This window comes from Winogradskyella aquimaris (genome assembly GCF_042676105.1).
Classification (GTDB): domain Bacteria; phylum Bacteroidota; class Bacteroidia; order Flavobacteriales; family Flavobacteriaceae; genus Winogradskyella; species Winogradskyella aquimaris.
This window is the reverse complement of sequence record NZ_JBHTJQ010000011.1, coordinates 91,613-107,330: the sequence shown is the minus strand read 5'-3', so window position 1 is coordinate 107,330 and position 15,718 is coordinate 91,613. Positions and strand designations below refer to the sequence as shown.

The window sequence follows — 15,718 nt, the reverse complement described above, 5'->3', positions numbered from 1 at the left end:
AAGCGAACCATATTAGTTCGCTTCTTTAGATTTTAATTTTGTAATATTAAACATGTAATGCTCTATCCTCTGTGGCAGCCAAAGCGGCTTCTTTTACAGCTTCTGCAAAGGTAGGGTGCGCATGGGAATAACGAGAAATATCTTCGGCTGAAGCTCTAAACTCCATGGCTGTTACAGCTTCTGCAATTAAATCTGCACAGCGCGCACCAATCATGTGCACACCTAAAACTTCATCTGTCGTTTTATCGGCCAAAATTTTCACAAAACCATCAATATCTCCACTTGCTCTTGCTCTACCTAAAGCTCTAAATGGAAATTGACCCACTTTATATTCGGTACCAGCTTCTTTTAATTCTTCTTCTGTTTTACCCACAGCAGCCACTTCTGGCCACGTATATACAACACCAGGAATTAGGTTATAGTCGATATGCGGTTTTTGTCCTGCTAATGTTTCTGCTACAAACACTCCTTCTTCCTCGGCTTTATGAGCAAGCATTGCTCCTCTCACCACATCACCAATGGCATAAATATTGGAAACATTGGTTTGTAAATGCTCATTAACTTCTACTTGCCCCCTATCATTTAGTTTGACTCCTGCGGCTTCAGCATTCAATCCATCCGTATAAGGACGACGGCCTACAGATACCAAACAATAGTCTCCTTTAAATTCAATAACTTCTCCCTTTTTATTTTCAGCTTTGATAACCACCTCATCACCTTTGCGCTCAACGGACTTCACTTTGTGAGATACCATCATGTTGCATTTCGCCTTTTTAAAGACCTTATTAAGCTCTTTAGACAAGCCTGCATCCATTGTTGGTATGATTCTGTCCATATACTCAATAACTGTAACCTCAGCACCTAAACGACGGTATACCTGTCCAAGCTCTAAACCAATCACTCCACCGCCAATGATCATTAAATGCGATGGTACTTCCTTGAGTTTTAAAGCTTCAGTCGAGGTAATGATTCGCTCCTTGTCTAAATTAATAAATGGCAAGTTTGATGGTTTAGATCCTGTAGCGATTATAATATTTTTAGCTTCGATTTCACCGGCATCCTTACCTTCAATTTTAATGTGTGTAGCGTCAATAAAACTGCCTAAACCTTCATAAACATCAATATTATTCTTCTTCATCAAGAAATCAATACCTCCCGTTGTTTGGTCTACAACAGCTTGTTTTCTGGCTATCATCTTTTCCAGATTAACTTTGATTTCGCCTGGAATTTCAATACCGTGTTCTTCAAAGTGTTTTGTTGCTTCTTCATAATGATGCGAAGAGCTTAACAAGGCTTTACTTGGTATACAACCAACATTTAAACATGTACCACCAAGAGTAGAATATTTTTCAATAATTGCAGTTTTCATGCCCAATTGTGCACAGCGTATTGCTGCTACATATCCACCAGGTCCCGAACCTATTACTGCTACATCGTAAGAATTCATATAATTTTATTTTATTTTAAATTGAAATGCTAATTGAAATGCTCTATTATAGTTTTTTGCTTGAACCTTGGTAACATCTGTAATGCCCATGTAATAGCGCAATGATGTACTAAGCTTATCAGAAAATTCATAGCTGATACCAAAATTAACACCAAAATCCCTATCAAAAAAATCTGTTTTCACGTCTGCTAAAGAACCTGTACCATTTTTAGCCGTAACCAACAAACCTACTTGTGGACCAGCATCTAAACTAAATTTTTCTGATAAAACATACTTAGCTATTACTGGCAAGGCTACATAATTTAACCTCACACTTGGATCATCACCTTCATCTAACTTAAAACCGTAAACCGTAAATAACAATTCTGGCTGAATTTTAATATCCTTAGTTAAATCAATCTCCATAAAAAATCCGGCATGAAAGTTTAACAATGTCGATAAATCTGAGGTTCCATCACCTGATAAATTTGCAAGATTTCCACCTATTTTAATCCCAACGGGATGTTGTTGCGCATATAAATTGCAAGTAAGAAATAGTGCAACAACCCAAAGTATTCTCATACAAAAATCAATGTGGCACAAAAATACAATTTAGAATAATGATTAACCAATAGAGCAATGATTAATTTCGAAGTGCTATTGCATATATTAAATTAAAAAAGCCCACAATTAAAAGATTTAAATCTTATAAAAATGGACTTTATTCCCTAAAAGTTAATAGCAATACAAATCTCAACAATAACTATGAGTATCACAATACTCAAAATGAGTATTTTTTTAATTATAATAAGTTAGGGTGTAATTTAAGCATACCAACCAATTCGCCTGTAGATGAGATATTTAACTTTTTTAGAATATTTCTACGATGCGTATCCACAGTATGAGGGCTAATATTTAATTGTTCAGAAATTTCCTTACTGGATTTATTTAATATCAATAATCTTATTACATCGCGTTCTCTATTCGTAATACCATCATGTAAAAGTTTTTGTGAAAAGCTATTAAAGTAGATTGTTTCGTATTCATTATTTGAATTCAGCAATTTAGCTGATGCTGTAACTTGAAGACTCACATCTGGATGCAATACGGTATAATGTGCTAAACCAATGATAGGCTTGTTTTCACTATCAAATACTAGCGGTGTTGTATTTTGAACAATATTTACATAGACATCATGTGCATTTTTAAATCTAAAATTCCATGTGTAGCTGGCATCTTGGCGTTTTTCCAGCGGTATTTCATGAAGAGTAAATTCCATTAGAGAATTTAAGGCGCTTAACCAAGATTCTATATCATCTGGATGTATCCTACTCCAGAAGTAACGCATACCTTTAGCCTTCAACTCATTAGCATCCAAACCAAGGCAGGCCTTAAAGTTTTTGCTTATGTATTCAAAAGCTAATTCTTGGGTATTGGTTATACAGAAAAAGGTAGAGCTATAAGGAAGAAATTTATCCATCTCAATGATTTTCTCTATGTGCTTTTCTAGAGATGGTTTATCATAAGATTTGAAAATATAATCGTAGAGTTTCTTAATTTGGGTATACTTCATAGGATAAATATAAGCTATTAAATCAATTCGGAAAACCTAGCATTTCGCCCATACCAACAGTAAACAGCCAGCTACCATAAATAGCGTGCTCAATGGACACCAATAAGGTTGATTTCGTTTTTTTAAAAGTCAGTGCAAAAAGAATACCTCCTAAGAACGTTAACAATAGAACCAAACTGTTTTTAAAAAACAAATGAGCCAACGAAAAAAGTAATGCATTAACCGCAATGAAAAGCGCATGACTTCTAAATAAAGATTCATAACGTTGAAAGAAAAACGTTCTATAAACCAACTCCTGCGGATACACAGAAAAAACAGAATAAACAAACAATATGAAAATCCAAAGTGTAGGTTTTTCGGAAATTACAACAAAAAGACTTTCCTTATTTAACCAATACACATAAGCCATTGTAAGAATGGCAACAACAACAAACTTTATAAAAGTACGCTGCCAAAATTGAGTCCAATTAATATGCTGCCTAATTTTAAACTTGTTATTTTCAATTTTTAAGAGGACATAAACAACATAAATAAAGCCTATTAAGCCAATAGCTAATTTTAACCAAACATTAAAACGCATTGTAAAACATATAGGAATCAAAATAAAAACAACAAACAGTTCTATAAGTCTGTACTTTATACTTTGCATATTATAAAGTTATGGCAGTGGTATGTTTTACTTCATTAATTACAAACATGCTATGCGTACTTCCTATATGATCTATCTTGGTTAGCTTTTTAACCATAAAATCCCTAAAGGCCTCCATATCCTTAACCAGCACTTTTATTAAATAGTCGTAATCGCCACTAATATGATAACATTCTAGTATTTCGTCTAATTTACGAACTTCTTGCTCAAATTTTATAACATAATCCTGCGAATGTTGTACCAACTTTACATGGCAAAAGGCTACAAAAGCTTTTTCGACCTTCTTCTTATTAATTAGCGCAACATATTTTCCGATTACTTTGTTATTCTCAAGCTTCTTAATACGCTCATAAATTGCAGTGACCGATAGACCAAGCTCATGAGAAAGCGCTTTATTAGTCTGTTTACTATCTGTTTGAAGTAGTTTTAAAAGCCTTTTGTCTATTTCATCTAACATCTACCTAATATTTTTCGGATAAATTTATAAAATACTTAAAAATTTAGATTAATATACCATTTATTTAGTATAAAATAGATTTATTTTCTAATAAATATAAAACTTATTGATTTTTAATCTAATAATTCTCAATTTTGAGTAAACAATTAAATCAATACTTATGGATTTTAAACCCGCAAACAATATACAAGACTTACAATACTTTGGAGAATTCGGAGGTGTTAACCCTTCAATTTCAGATTCTTCAACATATACGTTTTTGTCAGCAAAAACAATGTTCGACACCTTTGAAGGTAATGCAGATGGTTGCTATCTTTATTCACGACACTCATCACCTTCAAACCTATATTTAGGTGAAGCTTTGGCTGCGATGGAAGGTACAGAAACCGCTACGGTAACAGCATCTGGAATGGGTGCTATCACACCTGTTCTGTTACAACTATGTGAAGCTGGAGAGCATATTGTAAGCAGCAGGACTATCTACGGTGGAACTTATGCCTTCCTCAAAAATTTTGCACCAAGATTGGGTATTGAAACGTCCTTTGTTGACATTACCAAACTAGATGTCGTAGAAGCTGCAATTACACCGAAAACCAAAGTGTTGTACTGCGAGACTGTAAGTAATCCGCTTTTAGAAATAGCAGACATTAAACAATTGGCTGCCTTGGCTAAAAAATACAATCTTAAGTTGGTAGTGGACAACACGTTTTCCCCTTTGTCAATCTCTCCTGCCAAATTAGGTGCAGATGTGGTCATACACAGTTTAACAAAATTCATCAATGGATCCTCAGATACTGTTGGCGGTGTGGTTTGCGGTACACGAGAACTCATAGACCAATTAAGAAATGTTAATGATGGAGCCGCAATGTTATTAGGTTCAACTATGGACAGTTTGCGATCAGCTTCGGTATTAAAAAACCTAAGAACGCTCCATATAAGAATGCAACAGCACAGTCATAATGCCAATTATTTAGCAGAAAAATTTGAAAAAGATGGTATAAAAACCGTTTATCCTGGTCTAGCATCACATCCATCACATGACCTGTTTAAATCTATGATGAACACCATGTATGGTTTTGGTGGTATGCTCACCATAGATGTGGGATCACTGGAAAAGGCTAACGCATTAATGGAATTAATGCAAGAACGAAATTTAGGTTATTTGGCTGTAAGCCTTGGTTTTTACAAAACATTATTTAGTGCCCCAGGAAGCTCTACTTCCTCTGAAATTCCGGAAGAAGAACAAATTGAAATGGGATTGAGCGATGGTCTTATTCGTTTTTCTATTGGACTGGATGCGGATATCGAACGAACTTACAAAATAATGAAAGCTTGTATGACAGAACTCAATATCTTAGAACCTGAATTGGCTTAAAACGCCAGAAAAAATTAAATTAAAGTCTGATGTCTCATCAGACTTTTTTTCTTTATAAATGCATAACAAAAGTATGAAGTACCACTATCTATAATTAAAAAGAAAGACACTTCAATAAACCATTTGCAAATGGCTTAACAAAATTGTAACATTACAAATCAAAATCTTATAAATGGATAGCCAAGATATCAAACCAAGACAACCACAAGACGAAAATATAGTAGAAAATAAAGAACTTAATATTTGGGAGGCTTTAATCCCTGTGTTTGCATTGGTTGGTATGCTAGCCTTTAATGTATTCGTTTATGGGGATAATGCTTTAAGTGGAAGCAATCAATTTATATTATTATTAGGGGCAGCTGTTGCTGCAATAGTAGGTTTTTTCAACAAAGTCTCTTTTAATCAAATGGTTGAAGAAGTTGCCGAAAACATAAAATCTACAGCAGGTGCAATTTTAATTCTCTTAATGGTTGGTGCATTAGCAGGTACATGGTTAATTAGTGGTATAATACCTGCCATGATATATTTTGGCTTACAAATTCTAAATCCTACCATATTTTTAGCTGCTTGCGTTATAATTTGTGCAATTATATCCGTTGCAACTGGTAGCTCTTGGACTACATCTGCTACGGTTGGTATAGCTTTAGTAGGTATTGGTGAAGCTTTAGGTGTTCCAATGGGAATGACTGCCGGCGCTGTACTTTCTGGGGCATATTTTGGGGATAAAATGTCTCCTTTAAGTGACACCACAAATTTAGCTCCTGCCATGGCAGGAGGTGAATTGTTTTCCCACATAAAATATATGGCATACACTACAGTACCGACTATTGTTATAACACTTATCGTTTTTATTATTTTGGGCTTTACCCAAAATACTGAAGGTGCAGCTGAAACCTCTACCCTAATCAATGATATTAATAAGACCTTTAATATTTCTGGTTGGTTATTTCTAGTTCCAATTTTCGTTATTTTCTTAATTATTAAAAAAACTTCTCCTTTAATTGCATTATTGATAGGTACAATATTAGGAGGCCTCTTCGCTCTAATATTTCAACCTCAAATTGTAGCCCAAATAGCCGGTGTAGAAGCTTTAACAATTAAATCCGCTTACCAGGGAGTAATGGATGCTATCACTATAAGTACTACAATAGAAACGGATAATGAGACTTTAAAAAGTCTATTTTCTGCTTCAGGAAAAGGTATGAGCGGTATGCTTGGTACAATCTGGTTAATTCTATGTGCCATGACGTTTGGTGGAGTTATGGATGCCATAGGTGCACTGTCTAAAATTAGCAAGTCACTTTTAAGTTTAGCGACTTCGGTATTTGGACTATTTGCAAGTACAGTTGCCAGTTGTTTAGTTTTGAATGTTACGGCATCTGACCAATATTTAGCCCTCGTAGTACCTGGAAAAATGTTTAAAAAAGCCTATGAAGACAAAGGATTAGCACCAGAAAACCTAAGTAGAACACTCGAGGATTCCGGTACGGTAACCTCAGTCTTAATACCTTGGAATACCTGTGGTGCCTATCAAAGTGGTGTGCTAGGTGTTCCTGTTGCAGATTATCTCGTATTTGCCATTTTTAACTGGCTAAGTCCATTTACTACTTTACTTTTTGCCGCATTTAAAATCAAAATAAAGCAACTTGCTAAATCGTAAATCTTAACCTAAAAGTTTAACCAAAGCATCAAACCCTTTTTCTAATGCGTAGTCTTTAGCCGTTTTGCCTTTATTGTCTTCCAACGATTGATCCGCATTGTGCCCTAACAAAATAGCAACAACAGCTTCTTGGTTGTATTGCGTAGCAAATATAAGTGCTGTTGTGCCATCATTATTTTGAATATCAATATCTGCACCATGACGCAACAGCAACTCAACCAAGTCTATATTTCCTTTAAAACTCACACCTATTAACGCCGTGTTACCAGAAGCGTCCTTGCCATCAATATCTGCCCCTTTTTCAATAAGCAATCTAGCCATATCCATCTGCCCAAAATAGGTCGCAAAGATCAATGGTGTAAAGCCCCTTGAGTCTTTAATATTGGCCAGACTAGAATTTCTATCTAATTGAAGTTGTAGATTTTTAATTTGTCCTGTCTGTATAGTTCTAAAAAATAGTTCGTTTTCGTTCATTTTCACGATAATTAAAAAAGGAATGTACCAAAGTTGGTACATTCCTTCGTTGGGTTGATTTTGCTATTAATCAATTAACTTTTTAAATCAAATCTATCTGCGTTCATAACTTTGGTCCAAGCCGCTACGAAATCATTGACAAATTTCTCTTCTGCATCATTTGCAGCGTAAACTTCACAAACCGCTCTTAACTCTGTGTTAGATCCAAAGATTAAATCGGCTCTTGTACCCGTAAATTTAACTTCACCTGTTCTTCTATCTCTACCTTCAAAATACTTTTCATCTTCTGAAGTAGCACTCCAAGTATATGTCATATCTACCAAATTCTTAAAGAAATCGTTAGTAAGGTGACCTACATTATCTGTAAATACACCGTGATTAGATCCATCATAATTGGCGCCTAATACACGCATTCCTCCGACAAGAACAGTCATTTCTGGAATTGACAATGCCATTAAATTAGCTTTATCAACTAATAAATCCTCGGCCTTCACATCTAAGTTTGGGTTTACGTAATTTCTAAATCCATCACCAAGAGGTTTCAAATAATTAAATTGTTCTATGTCAGTTTGCTCTTGCGTAGCATCACCTCTACCTTGTGCAAATGGCACAGAAATATTGTGACCAGCATTTCTTGCTGCTTCTTCTACAGCTGCATTACCTGCCAATACAATTAAATCTGCCATGGATACGTCACCTTTAAATTCTTTCTGAATTGCTTCAAGAACATTAAGTACCTTATCTAATTCTTCTGGATTATTTACTTTCCAGCTTCTTTGAGGCTCTAATCTTACACGAGCACCGTTTGCACCTCCACGCTTATCAGAATCTCTATATGTTGATGCCGAAGCCCAAGCCGTTCTTACTAATTCAGAAATGGATAAACCTGAAGCAAGAATCATTTTCTTTAAGGACTCTATATCAGAATCGCTTAATGTATAATCTACTTTTGGTATTGGGTCTTGCCATAAATAATCTTCTTTAGGAACTTCTGGTCCTAAATAACGATCTTTAGGTCCCATATCACGATGTGTTAATTTAAACCACGCTTTTGCAAAAGCCTCTTCAAATGCTTTATGGTCTTTGTGGAATCTTTCCGATATTTTTCTATATTCTGGATCTACCTTTAATGATATATCGGCCGTAGTCATCATCAAAGCCTGATGTCCATTTGGATCACCTGCTTTTGGAGCCATTTTGGCTTTAGACTCAGCCGTAGGTGTCCATTGATGAGCACCTGCTGGACTTTTTGTTAACTCCCAATCATAATTTAAAAGGACTTCGAAGTAGTCTGCATCCCATTTTGTTGGGTTTGGGGTCCAAGCACCTTCTATTCCACTTGTAATCGTATCATCTAAAACACCACTTTTGTAAGTGTTTTTCCAGCCCATACTCATTTCCGCCATTGGAGCTCCATGAGGTTCAGGACCAACAAATTTACCAGGATCGGCAGCACCGTGCGCCTTACCAAATGTGTGACCACCTGCAACTAAGGCAACAGTTTCTTCATCATTCATTGCCATACGCCCAAATGTTTCTCTTACATTCTTTGCAGAACCCATTGGATCAGGATTGCCATTAGGCCCTTCTGGGTTAACATAAATCCATCCCATCATAACCGCCGCGAGAGGATCTTCTAAATCACCACCTTCGTAACGATCTTCATTTGCCCCCCATTCTGTTTCACTTCCCCAATACACATCTTGTTCTGGTTCCCAAATATCTTCTCTACCACCAGCAAATCCTAAGGTAGGGAATCCCATAGATTCTAATGCTACATTTCCAGCCAATATCATTAAATCTGCCCAGGAAATTTTATTCCCGTATTTTTTCTTGATAGGCCATAATAATAACCTTGCCTTATCTAAGTTTCCGTTATCTGGCCAGCTATTAATTGGTGCAAATCTTTGGTTACCTGTACCGGCTCCACCTCTACCATCTCCAACTCTGTAAGTACCAGCACTATGCCAAGCCATTCTAATCATAAAACCTCCATAATGCCCATAATCTGCAGGCCACCAATCCTGAGAATCAGTCATTAACTTAGTTAAGTCGTTTTTCAGTTCGTCATAATCAACACTTTTAAACGCTTCGGCATAATTAAAGTCCTGACCAAGTGGGTTTGATTTTGTGGCATGCTGTCTTAGAATATTAAGTTTTAATTCATTTGGCCACCAATCTCTATTTTTTACACCGCCACCACCGACAGTATTTTGCTTACCACTTAAAAAAGGGCATTTACTTGCATCACTTTCATTAAGACCAGATGTGTCTGAATAATTATCCATTTTTTAGGTTTTTTATGTTAAAATTTACAACCATAAAAATATGAAATTATAAGGTGCTAATGAAACGAGTAGATACTATATATTTATTTTTCAATAGTCTTTTTCTATTGCTGTCTTATTTAGAATTATTTTGAACAATAGGAAAGTGATTCAAATTGTTTAATCTATTAAGTGAATTAAGGAAATTTGAACCTCAAAACATTGAACACAAATGTTAAAGACTTGGTTGTAAATAGAATGATTATTATTTTTAAAACTAAAAGCACTTATGATATTGAAAAATGTAAATCTTGAAGAAAGGCTGAATAAACTTAAAAACAAAAATTATACTGAAGAGGAAGTCTTAAAAGCTGTTAAGGATGTTTTACAGCAAGACAATGAAAAGGACAATACCATTCTTAAGTCATTATCCGAAAACAATGATGTTACTTCAAACCATTTTAATATTGACCTTCTTGAATCGGATAACATCTATCACATAGAACAGATAAAAAAGATTTGTGTAGACTATAGACTGCGTTTTTTAGATAGTCGTTTTTTTAAAGGAGATTTACCCTACGAAGCCATTTCTAAAATAAAACAATTGGAAAAGGATCACAATACCACAATTAGTGGTTTTAAAATAATGGCTCCATCTAAATTATTTAAACTTGAAAATTATGATGACCCATTACTATTTGCACCTATTGGTAATGGTTATTACTATTTAATACACAAATGGGGAAACGATTTAAACCCTTACAGAAAATTACTTGCATGGCCATTTAAGCATTTTGAGAATTTTGTGTTTTGTGTCTTTATAATGAGTATGATATTAACTGGATTAGTGCCAGATGGTACATTTTCTGGTCAGAAGACAGCAGCAAATGCTGGTGTTATCTTTTTATTTATGTTTAAATCACTTGTTGCGGTAACACTTTATTATGGCTACCTGTCAGGTAAAAATTTCAGTGTATCCGTATGGGACAGTAAATATTATAACAATTAATATAGTGTAATATTTTGAAGTTTTTCGTATCTTATATTAAATTTAAAAAGGTGTGTTATGAATACTTCAGAATATAGTAAAATATACGAAGGCAACTTTATTTTGATCAATAGAATTAAGAGTGAGCTTGAAAATAACGGTATTGTTCCAATAATCAAAGACGAAGGAGAATCACAACGATTAGCGGGTTATGGGTCCTTAAACCAAGGATTTCAGGAAGTGTATGTACACAACGACGAACTTGAAAAAGCGACAGTGATTTTAGAACAGATTAAAACTGAAATGGATGCCTCATCTTAGATTAAAAGGACGTCATTTCAGTATTTAACTGCTATAAGATAAAATTATTAAGCCTCAACTGCATACATCTTATCACGCTGTTCCTTAATTTTTTTATCACTCATATACTCATCAAAGGTCATATAACGGTCTATGACTCCATTTGGAGTTAACTCAATGATTCTATTACCAACCGTTTGTGCAAATTCATGGTCATGCGTGGTTAGCAACACAGTACCTTTGAAGTTTTTTAGCGCATTGTTAAAAGCTGTTATACTTTCTAAATCCAAGTGATTTGTTGGTTCGTCTACCATAAGCACATTCGCTCTCAGCATCATCATTCGGCTTAACATACATCGCACCTTTTCACCACCTGATAAGACATCTGCCGTTTTCAAAGCTTCCTCACCACTAAAAATCATTTTCCCTAGAAACCCTCTGATATAAACTTCTTCGCGCTCCTCTTCTGTTGTTGCCCATTGACGCAACCAATCCACCAATGTTAATTTGTTATTGAAGTATTCACTATTATCTAATGGTAAATACGATTGTGTGGTGGTAACACCCCAAGCATACTTGCCTGCATCGGCTTTTTTCTTACCATTAATAATTTCATAAAATGCTGTGGTTGCTCTAGAGTCTTTAGAATATAAGACCACTTTATCACCTTTTGCTAGATTGATATCAATATCCTTAAATAAGATTTCACCGTCTAAACTTGCTGCTAAACCTTCGACATTTAATATTTGGTCTCCTGCTTCACGCTCACGTTCAAAGATAATAGCCGGGTAACGACGACTGCTTGGTTTAATATCCGCTATATTAAGTTTATCAATCATCTTTTTTCTACTTGTTGCTTGTTTAGATTTTGCAACATTGGCCGAAAAACGACGAATAAATTCTTCTAATTCTTTCTTCTTTTCTTCAGCTTTTTTGTTTTGTTGTGCACGTTGTTTTGCTGCCAATTGAGACGACTCGTACCAAAACGTATAATTACCAGAGTAATGATTAATTTTCCCAAAATCTATATCGGAAATATGCGTACAAACCGCATCCAAAAAGTGACGGTCGTGAGAAACCACTATAACGCAGTTATCATAATTAGCTAGGAAATTTTCCAACCAAGAAATGGTTTCGTAATCCAAATCGTTGGTGGGCTCATCCATAATAAGCACATCAGGATTACCAAACAATGCTTGTGCTAAAAGAACTCGTACTTTTTGTTTACCATCTAAGTCACCCATTAAAGAATAATGTAAATCTTCTTTAATTCCTAAGTTAGAAAGCATAGCGGCAGCATCACTATCGGCATTCCAACCGTTCATCTCTTCAAATTCTACCTGAAGTTCACCTATTTTTTCAGCATTCTCATCTGTGTAGTCTGCGTACAATGCATCAATCTGAGATTTTAGCTTATATAGAGGCTTATTGCCTTTGAGTACAGTTTCTAAAACCGTATCTTCATCGTACTTGTTATGGTTTTGCTCTAACACAGACATACGTTTGCCTGGCTCCAAATGAACGTGACCCGAGGTCGGATCCATTTTTCCCGCTAAAATCTTCAAGAATGTAGATTTTCCAGCACCATTTGCTCCTATAATTCCGTAGCAGTTACCATTATTAAATGTGGTATTAACCTCATCAAAAAGGATACGTTTGCCAAATTGGACCGAAAGATTAGAAACTGACAACATAACTTAATTATTTTAATCCTTTTACCGCTCATTAGTAAAAGGTGATTTTTAAGAGTGCAAAAGTAGAAAAATTCAACCATTGAGCGAAATAAAAGAACCTGTTAACAAGATTTAACTAGGTATTAACAAGTCTTCAGCTTTCCATCACATACTTTTGTTTTCAATTACAGTAAACTTAAATGCGCGAAAACTACACCATATTATTACTGTTATTAACATTCACAATGTTTGGCTGTAAAGTTAGCACCGAGCAAAACGGTGACTACGCCTATATTGGTGGTGAAATTATCAATCCTAAGAATGAAAGAGTTATACTTTACAATACGAAAGGTAAAGTAATAGATTCTTTGACGCTAGACAGCAATAATAGGTTCTCATATAAAATTGAAAATTTGGATCCTGGTCTTTATTCCTTTACCCATGGTGGTGAGTACCAATTAATACTATTAGAACCAAAGGACAGCGTCATGTTTAGGCTAAACACCTACGATTTTGATGAATCTTTAGTATTTACCGGGGAAGGTGCCCGAAAAAACAACTATCTGATTGAAACTTACTTGTCTAACGAGCAAGAAGCCAAAAAACTAGTTAAATACGCTAGAATGGAGCCAGAAGAATTCAGTGATTTTGTTGAAGAAAGAAGAACAACAGCGCTGCTTAAGTTCCAAAATTTCTTAAAGGACAAGGAAGAATCTGAGCTTTTTAAAACCATCGTTGAAACTAATATAAATTACAATTCCTATGCTGATAGAGAAATCTATCCTTTCGCCTATTTTGGAAGTAATAAACTCATCCACATTAAAGACTTACCCGAAGATTTTTACAAGCATAGAGACATTGTAGATTATAATGCAACAGATTTAAGTCACTTATATGCCTATAATCGGTTTTTATTTTCTCACATCGATAATCTAGCTGCACAAAATTATTACGAGCATCATAATACCCACAGCACTTTTGATAGACATGCTATGGACTACAATAAATCTAAACTAGATTTAATAGACAGCATGATCACTAATAAAACAATAAAAAATAGCTTATTAAAATACAAGACCAGAGATTTTGTTAGTCACAATCATACTGAAGCAGAAGCCAATGAAATCCTGAATCATTTCCTTGCAAAAAGTACTAGTGTGGAAGATAAAGAGGCTATGAAAGAACTCGTTGCCTCATTAAAATTATTGCGCCAAGGTAACCTTATTCCCAATCTTGCTATTATTAATTTTGATGATTCTGAACACGATTTAAATACTATCATAAAAAAACCTACAATTATATATTTCTGGTCTTCAAATTCAAAGATGCAATACAGAAATAGCCACTATAAGGTAAGAAGTTTAAAATATGAATTCCCACAAGTTGAGTTTGTTTCAATAAACTTAAATACCAACGATGATAAATCTTGGAAAAGCATCATTAGTAATTATGAGTTTCCAACTGAAAACGAATATAAGTTCAAATATCCAGCAAAAGCAAGAAAAGTTTTGGCTGTTAACTATTTGAACAAAGCAATCATTGTTAATGAAAATGGCGTGATACTGCATCCCAACGTCAATATTTTTAAATCTGATTTTGCGGAAATGTTGGGTGGTATGTTACAAAAAAAGCATCTTATCGCTAAAAAATAAGATGCCCATTTCTTGTTTAAAGCATGTGCTTTTAATTACCTTTTTTATAATCAGCTAAGAATTTTTCTAGACCAATGTCCGTCAATGGATGTTTTAACAGTCCGGCAATAGAACTTAATGGACCTGTCATCACGTCTGCTCCAAGTTTAGCACAATCTATGACATGCATGGTATGACGCACGGATGCAGCCAATATTTGAGTTTCAAAAGCATAATTGTCATAAATATGTCTAATCTCTGAGATAAGATTTAAACCATCTGTAGATATATCATCCAAACGACCAATAAATGGAGACACATAGGTTGCCCCTGCTTTGGCAGCTAGTAAAGCCTGCCCTGGCGAAAACACTAAGGTCACATTTGTTTTAATCCCTCTATCTGAAAAATATTTGCATGCTTTAACACCATCCTTTATCATTGGAAGTTTAATAACGATTTGCTCGTGTAATTCAGCCAATGCCTCACCTTCTCTTACCATACCCTCAAAATCGGTGGAAATAACCTCTGCAGAAACATCACCATCTACAATATTACAAATGTCTACGTAATGCTTCATGATGTTATCTACACCCGTAATACCTTCCTTTGCCATTAGAGATGGATTTGTAGTCACCCCATCTAAAATACCCATGTCTTGGGCTTCTTTAATCTGGTCTAAATTGGCCGTATCAATAAAAAATTTCATTTAATTTAAATTTGAATTGTTGTGTTTTTAGTTGGCACGAATTTACAACTATTCCTTAGGAGGACTTCTAAGAAATCAGTAAAATATATTAACAAATTACTAAGAATAAAAACGCTAATCTATTCTATAACTAACGTATAAGATTTTGATGTACTGTAGTTACATAAAAGATCTGGGTCATCATCAAAATTATTTCTAAAAGGACCATCAACATCAAGGTAAATGGTAATTTCAAAAACACCTGTTTCTTCTGGTGTTCCTTCTAGACTTATTGTTCTGTAATTTACAAAGTAATCCATTCCTAATGGTAAGCCTTCAACATGAAAATAATAATCATAATCATTGTCCCTAGGTTCATTTTTTATTTCAGCAGATAAATCCACATAGTAATAACCTTCTGTAGTGCCAATAGGAAACTGTTTATTTGGCAATGATGGATTACGCCCAATCATACACTCAAAAACATCATCGCACGATAATAACATGAAACACAGCAGTAATGGTAAAACTTTAAAAATTTTCATAAGGAACTAATTTCA

At 34.8% G+C, this 15,718-nt stretch carries 15 protein-coding genes; 5 read left to right on the top strand and 10 right to left on the bottom strand.

The window, feature by feature from the left end:
* Positions 1-46 precede the first annotated feature (46 nt).
* From lpdA to ACFQ1K_RS09765, 5 genes are all read right to left on the bottom strand, one after another.
* Positions 47-1,447 (bottom strand): dihydrolipoyl dehydrogenase, encoded by a 1,401-nt coding sequence (gene lpdA / locus ACFQ1K_RS09785; RefSeq protein WP_320555957.1) that lies wholly within the window; start codon positions 1,445-1,447, stop codon positions 47-49.
* Between the two features lie 6 nt (positions 1,448-1,453).
* Positions 1,454-2,008 (bottom strand): porin family protein, encoded by a 555-nt coding sequence (locus tag ACFQ1K_RS09780; protein WP_320555958.1) that lies wholly within the window; start codon positions 2,006-2,008, stop codon positions 1,454-1,456.
* 220 nt (positions 2,009-2,228) lie between these two features.
* Positions 2,229-2,999, bottom strand: coding sequence for a LuxR C-terminal-related transcriptional regulator (locus tag ACFQ1K_RS09775; protein ID WP_320555959.1), 771 nt, complete (start codon positions 2,997-2,999; stop codon positions 2,229-2,231).
* 22 nt (positions 3,000-3,021) lie between these two features.
* Positions 3,022-3,648: a CPBP family intramembrane glutamic endopeptidase gene (locus ACFQ1K_RS09770; protein ID WP_320555960.1), complete on the bottom strand. Its 627-nt coding sequence runs from the start codon at positions 3,646-3,648 to the stop codon at positions 3,022-3,024.
* Position 3,649: 1 nt separating this feature from the next.
* Positions 3,650-4,105, bottom strand: coding sequence for an Lrp/AsnC family transcriptional regulator (locus ACFQ1K_RS09765; RefSeq protein ID WP_320555961.1), 456 nt, complete (start codon positions 4,103-4,105; stop codon positions 3,650-3,652).
* A 160-nt stretch (positions 4,106-4,265) separates the two neighbouring features.
* Here ACFQ1K_RS09765 and ACFQ1K_RS09760 point away from each other — a divergent pair, with 160 nt between their 5' ends.
* Together ACFQ1K_RS09760 and nhaC are read left to right on the top strand one after the other, a co-directional pair.
* Complete coding sequence (locus ACFQ1K_RS09760; RefSeq protein ID WP_320555962.1) at positions 4,266-5,480, top strand: aminotransferase class I/II-fold pyridoxal phosphate-dependent enzyme; 1,215 nt, start codon at positions 4,266-4,268, stop codon at positions 5,478-5,480.
* Between the two features lie 172 nt (positions 5,481-5,652).
* Complete coding sequence (gene nhaC / locus ACFQ1K_RS09755; RefSeq protein WP_320555963.1) at positions 5,653-7,140, top strand: Na+/H+ antiporter NhaC; 1,488 nt, start codon at positions 5,653-5,655, stop codon at positions 7,138-7,140.
* A gap of 3 nt (positions 7,141-7,143) precedes the next feature.
* Here nhaC and ACFQ1K_RS09750 read toward each other — a convergent pair whose 3' ends face one another.
* Both ACFQ1K_RS09750 and katG read right to left on the bottom strand, forming a co-directional pair.
* The gene (locus tag ACFQ1K_RS09750) at positions 7,144-7,614 is read right to left on the bottom strand and encodes an ankyrin repeat domain-containing protein (protein ID WP_320555964.1); all 471 of its coding nucleotides are present in this window, start codon (positions 7,612-7,614) and stop codon (positions 7,144-7,146) included.
* A gap of 74 nt (positions 7,615-7,688) precedes the next feature.
* Positions 7,689-9,902 (bottom strand): catalase/peroxidase HPI, encoded by a 2,214-nt coding sequence (katG, locus tag ACFQ1K_RS09745; protein WP_320555965.1) that lies wholly within the window; start codon positions 9,900-9,902, stop codon positions 7,689-7,691.
* A gap of 268 nt (positions 9,903-10,170) precedes the next feature.
* Between katG and ACFQ1K_RS09740 the strand changes: the two genes are divergently transcribed.
* Complete coding sequence (locus tag ACFQ1K_RS09740; RefSeq protein WP_320555966.1) at positions 10,171-10,890, top strand: hypothetical protein; 720 nt, start codon at positions 10,171-10,173, stop codon at positions 10,888-10,890.
* Positions 10,891-10,947: 57 nt separating this feature from the next.
* Positions 10,948-11,190 (top strand): putative signal transducing protein, encoded by a 243-nt coding sequence (locus ACFQ1K_RS09735; RefSeq protein ID WP_320555967.1) that lies wholly within the window; start codon positions 10,948-10,950, stop codon positions 11,188-11,190.
* 47 nt (positions 11,191-11,237) lie between these two features.
* On the opposite strand, the gene ACFQ1K_RS09730 is transcribed toward ACFQ1K_RS09735, so the two are convergent.
* Positions 11,238-12,863 (bottom strand): ABC-F family ATP-binding cassette domain-containing protein, encoded by a 1,626-nt coding sequence (locus tag ACFQ1K_RS09730; protein WP_320555968.1) that lies wholly within the window; start codon positions 12,861-12,863, stop codon positions 11,238-11,240.
* 179 nt (positions 12,864-13,042) lie between these two features.
* Here ACFQ1K_RS09730 and ACFQ1K_RS09725 point away from each other — a divergent pair, with 179 nt between their 5' ends.
* Positions 13,043-14,494, top strand: a complete 1,452-nt coding sequence (locus tag ACFQ1K_RS09725; RefSeq protein WP_320555969.1) for a thioredoxin-like domain-containing protein — start codon at positions 13,043-13,045, stop codon at positions 14,492-14,494.
* A gap of 31 nt (positions 14,495-14,525) precedes the next feature.
* Here the strand turns inward: ACFQ1K_RS09725 and fsa are convergent, their stop codons facing one another.
* Both fsa and ACFQ1K_RS09715 read right to left on the bottom strand, forming a co-directional pair.
* On the bottom strand, positions 14,526-15,179 hold the full coding sequence (gene fsa, locus ACFQ1K_RS09720; protein WP_320555970.1) for a fructose-6-phosphate aldolase: 654 nt from the start codon (positions 15,177-15,179) through the stop codon (positions 14,526-14,528).
* 119 nt (positions 15,180-15,298) lie between these two features.
* The gene (locus ACFQ1K_RS09715) at positions 15,299-15,703 is read right to left on the bottom strand and encodes a hypothetical protein (protein ID WP_320555971.1); all 405 of its coding nucleotides are present in this window, start codon (positions 15,701-15,703) and stop codon (positions 15,299-15,301) included.
* Between the last annotated feature and the right edge of the window lie 15 nt (positions 15,704-15,718).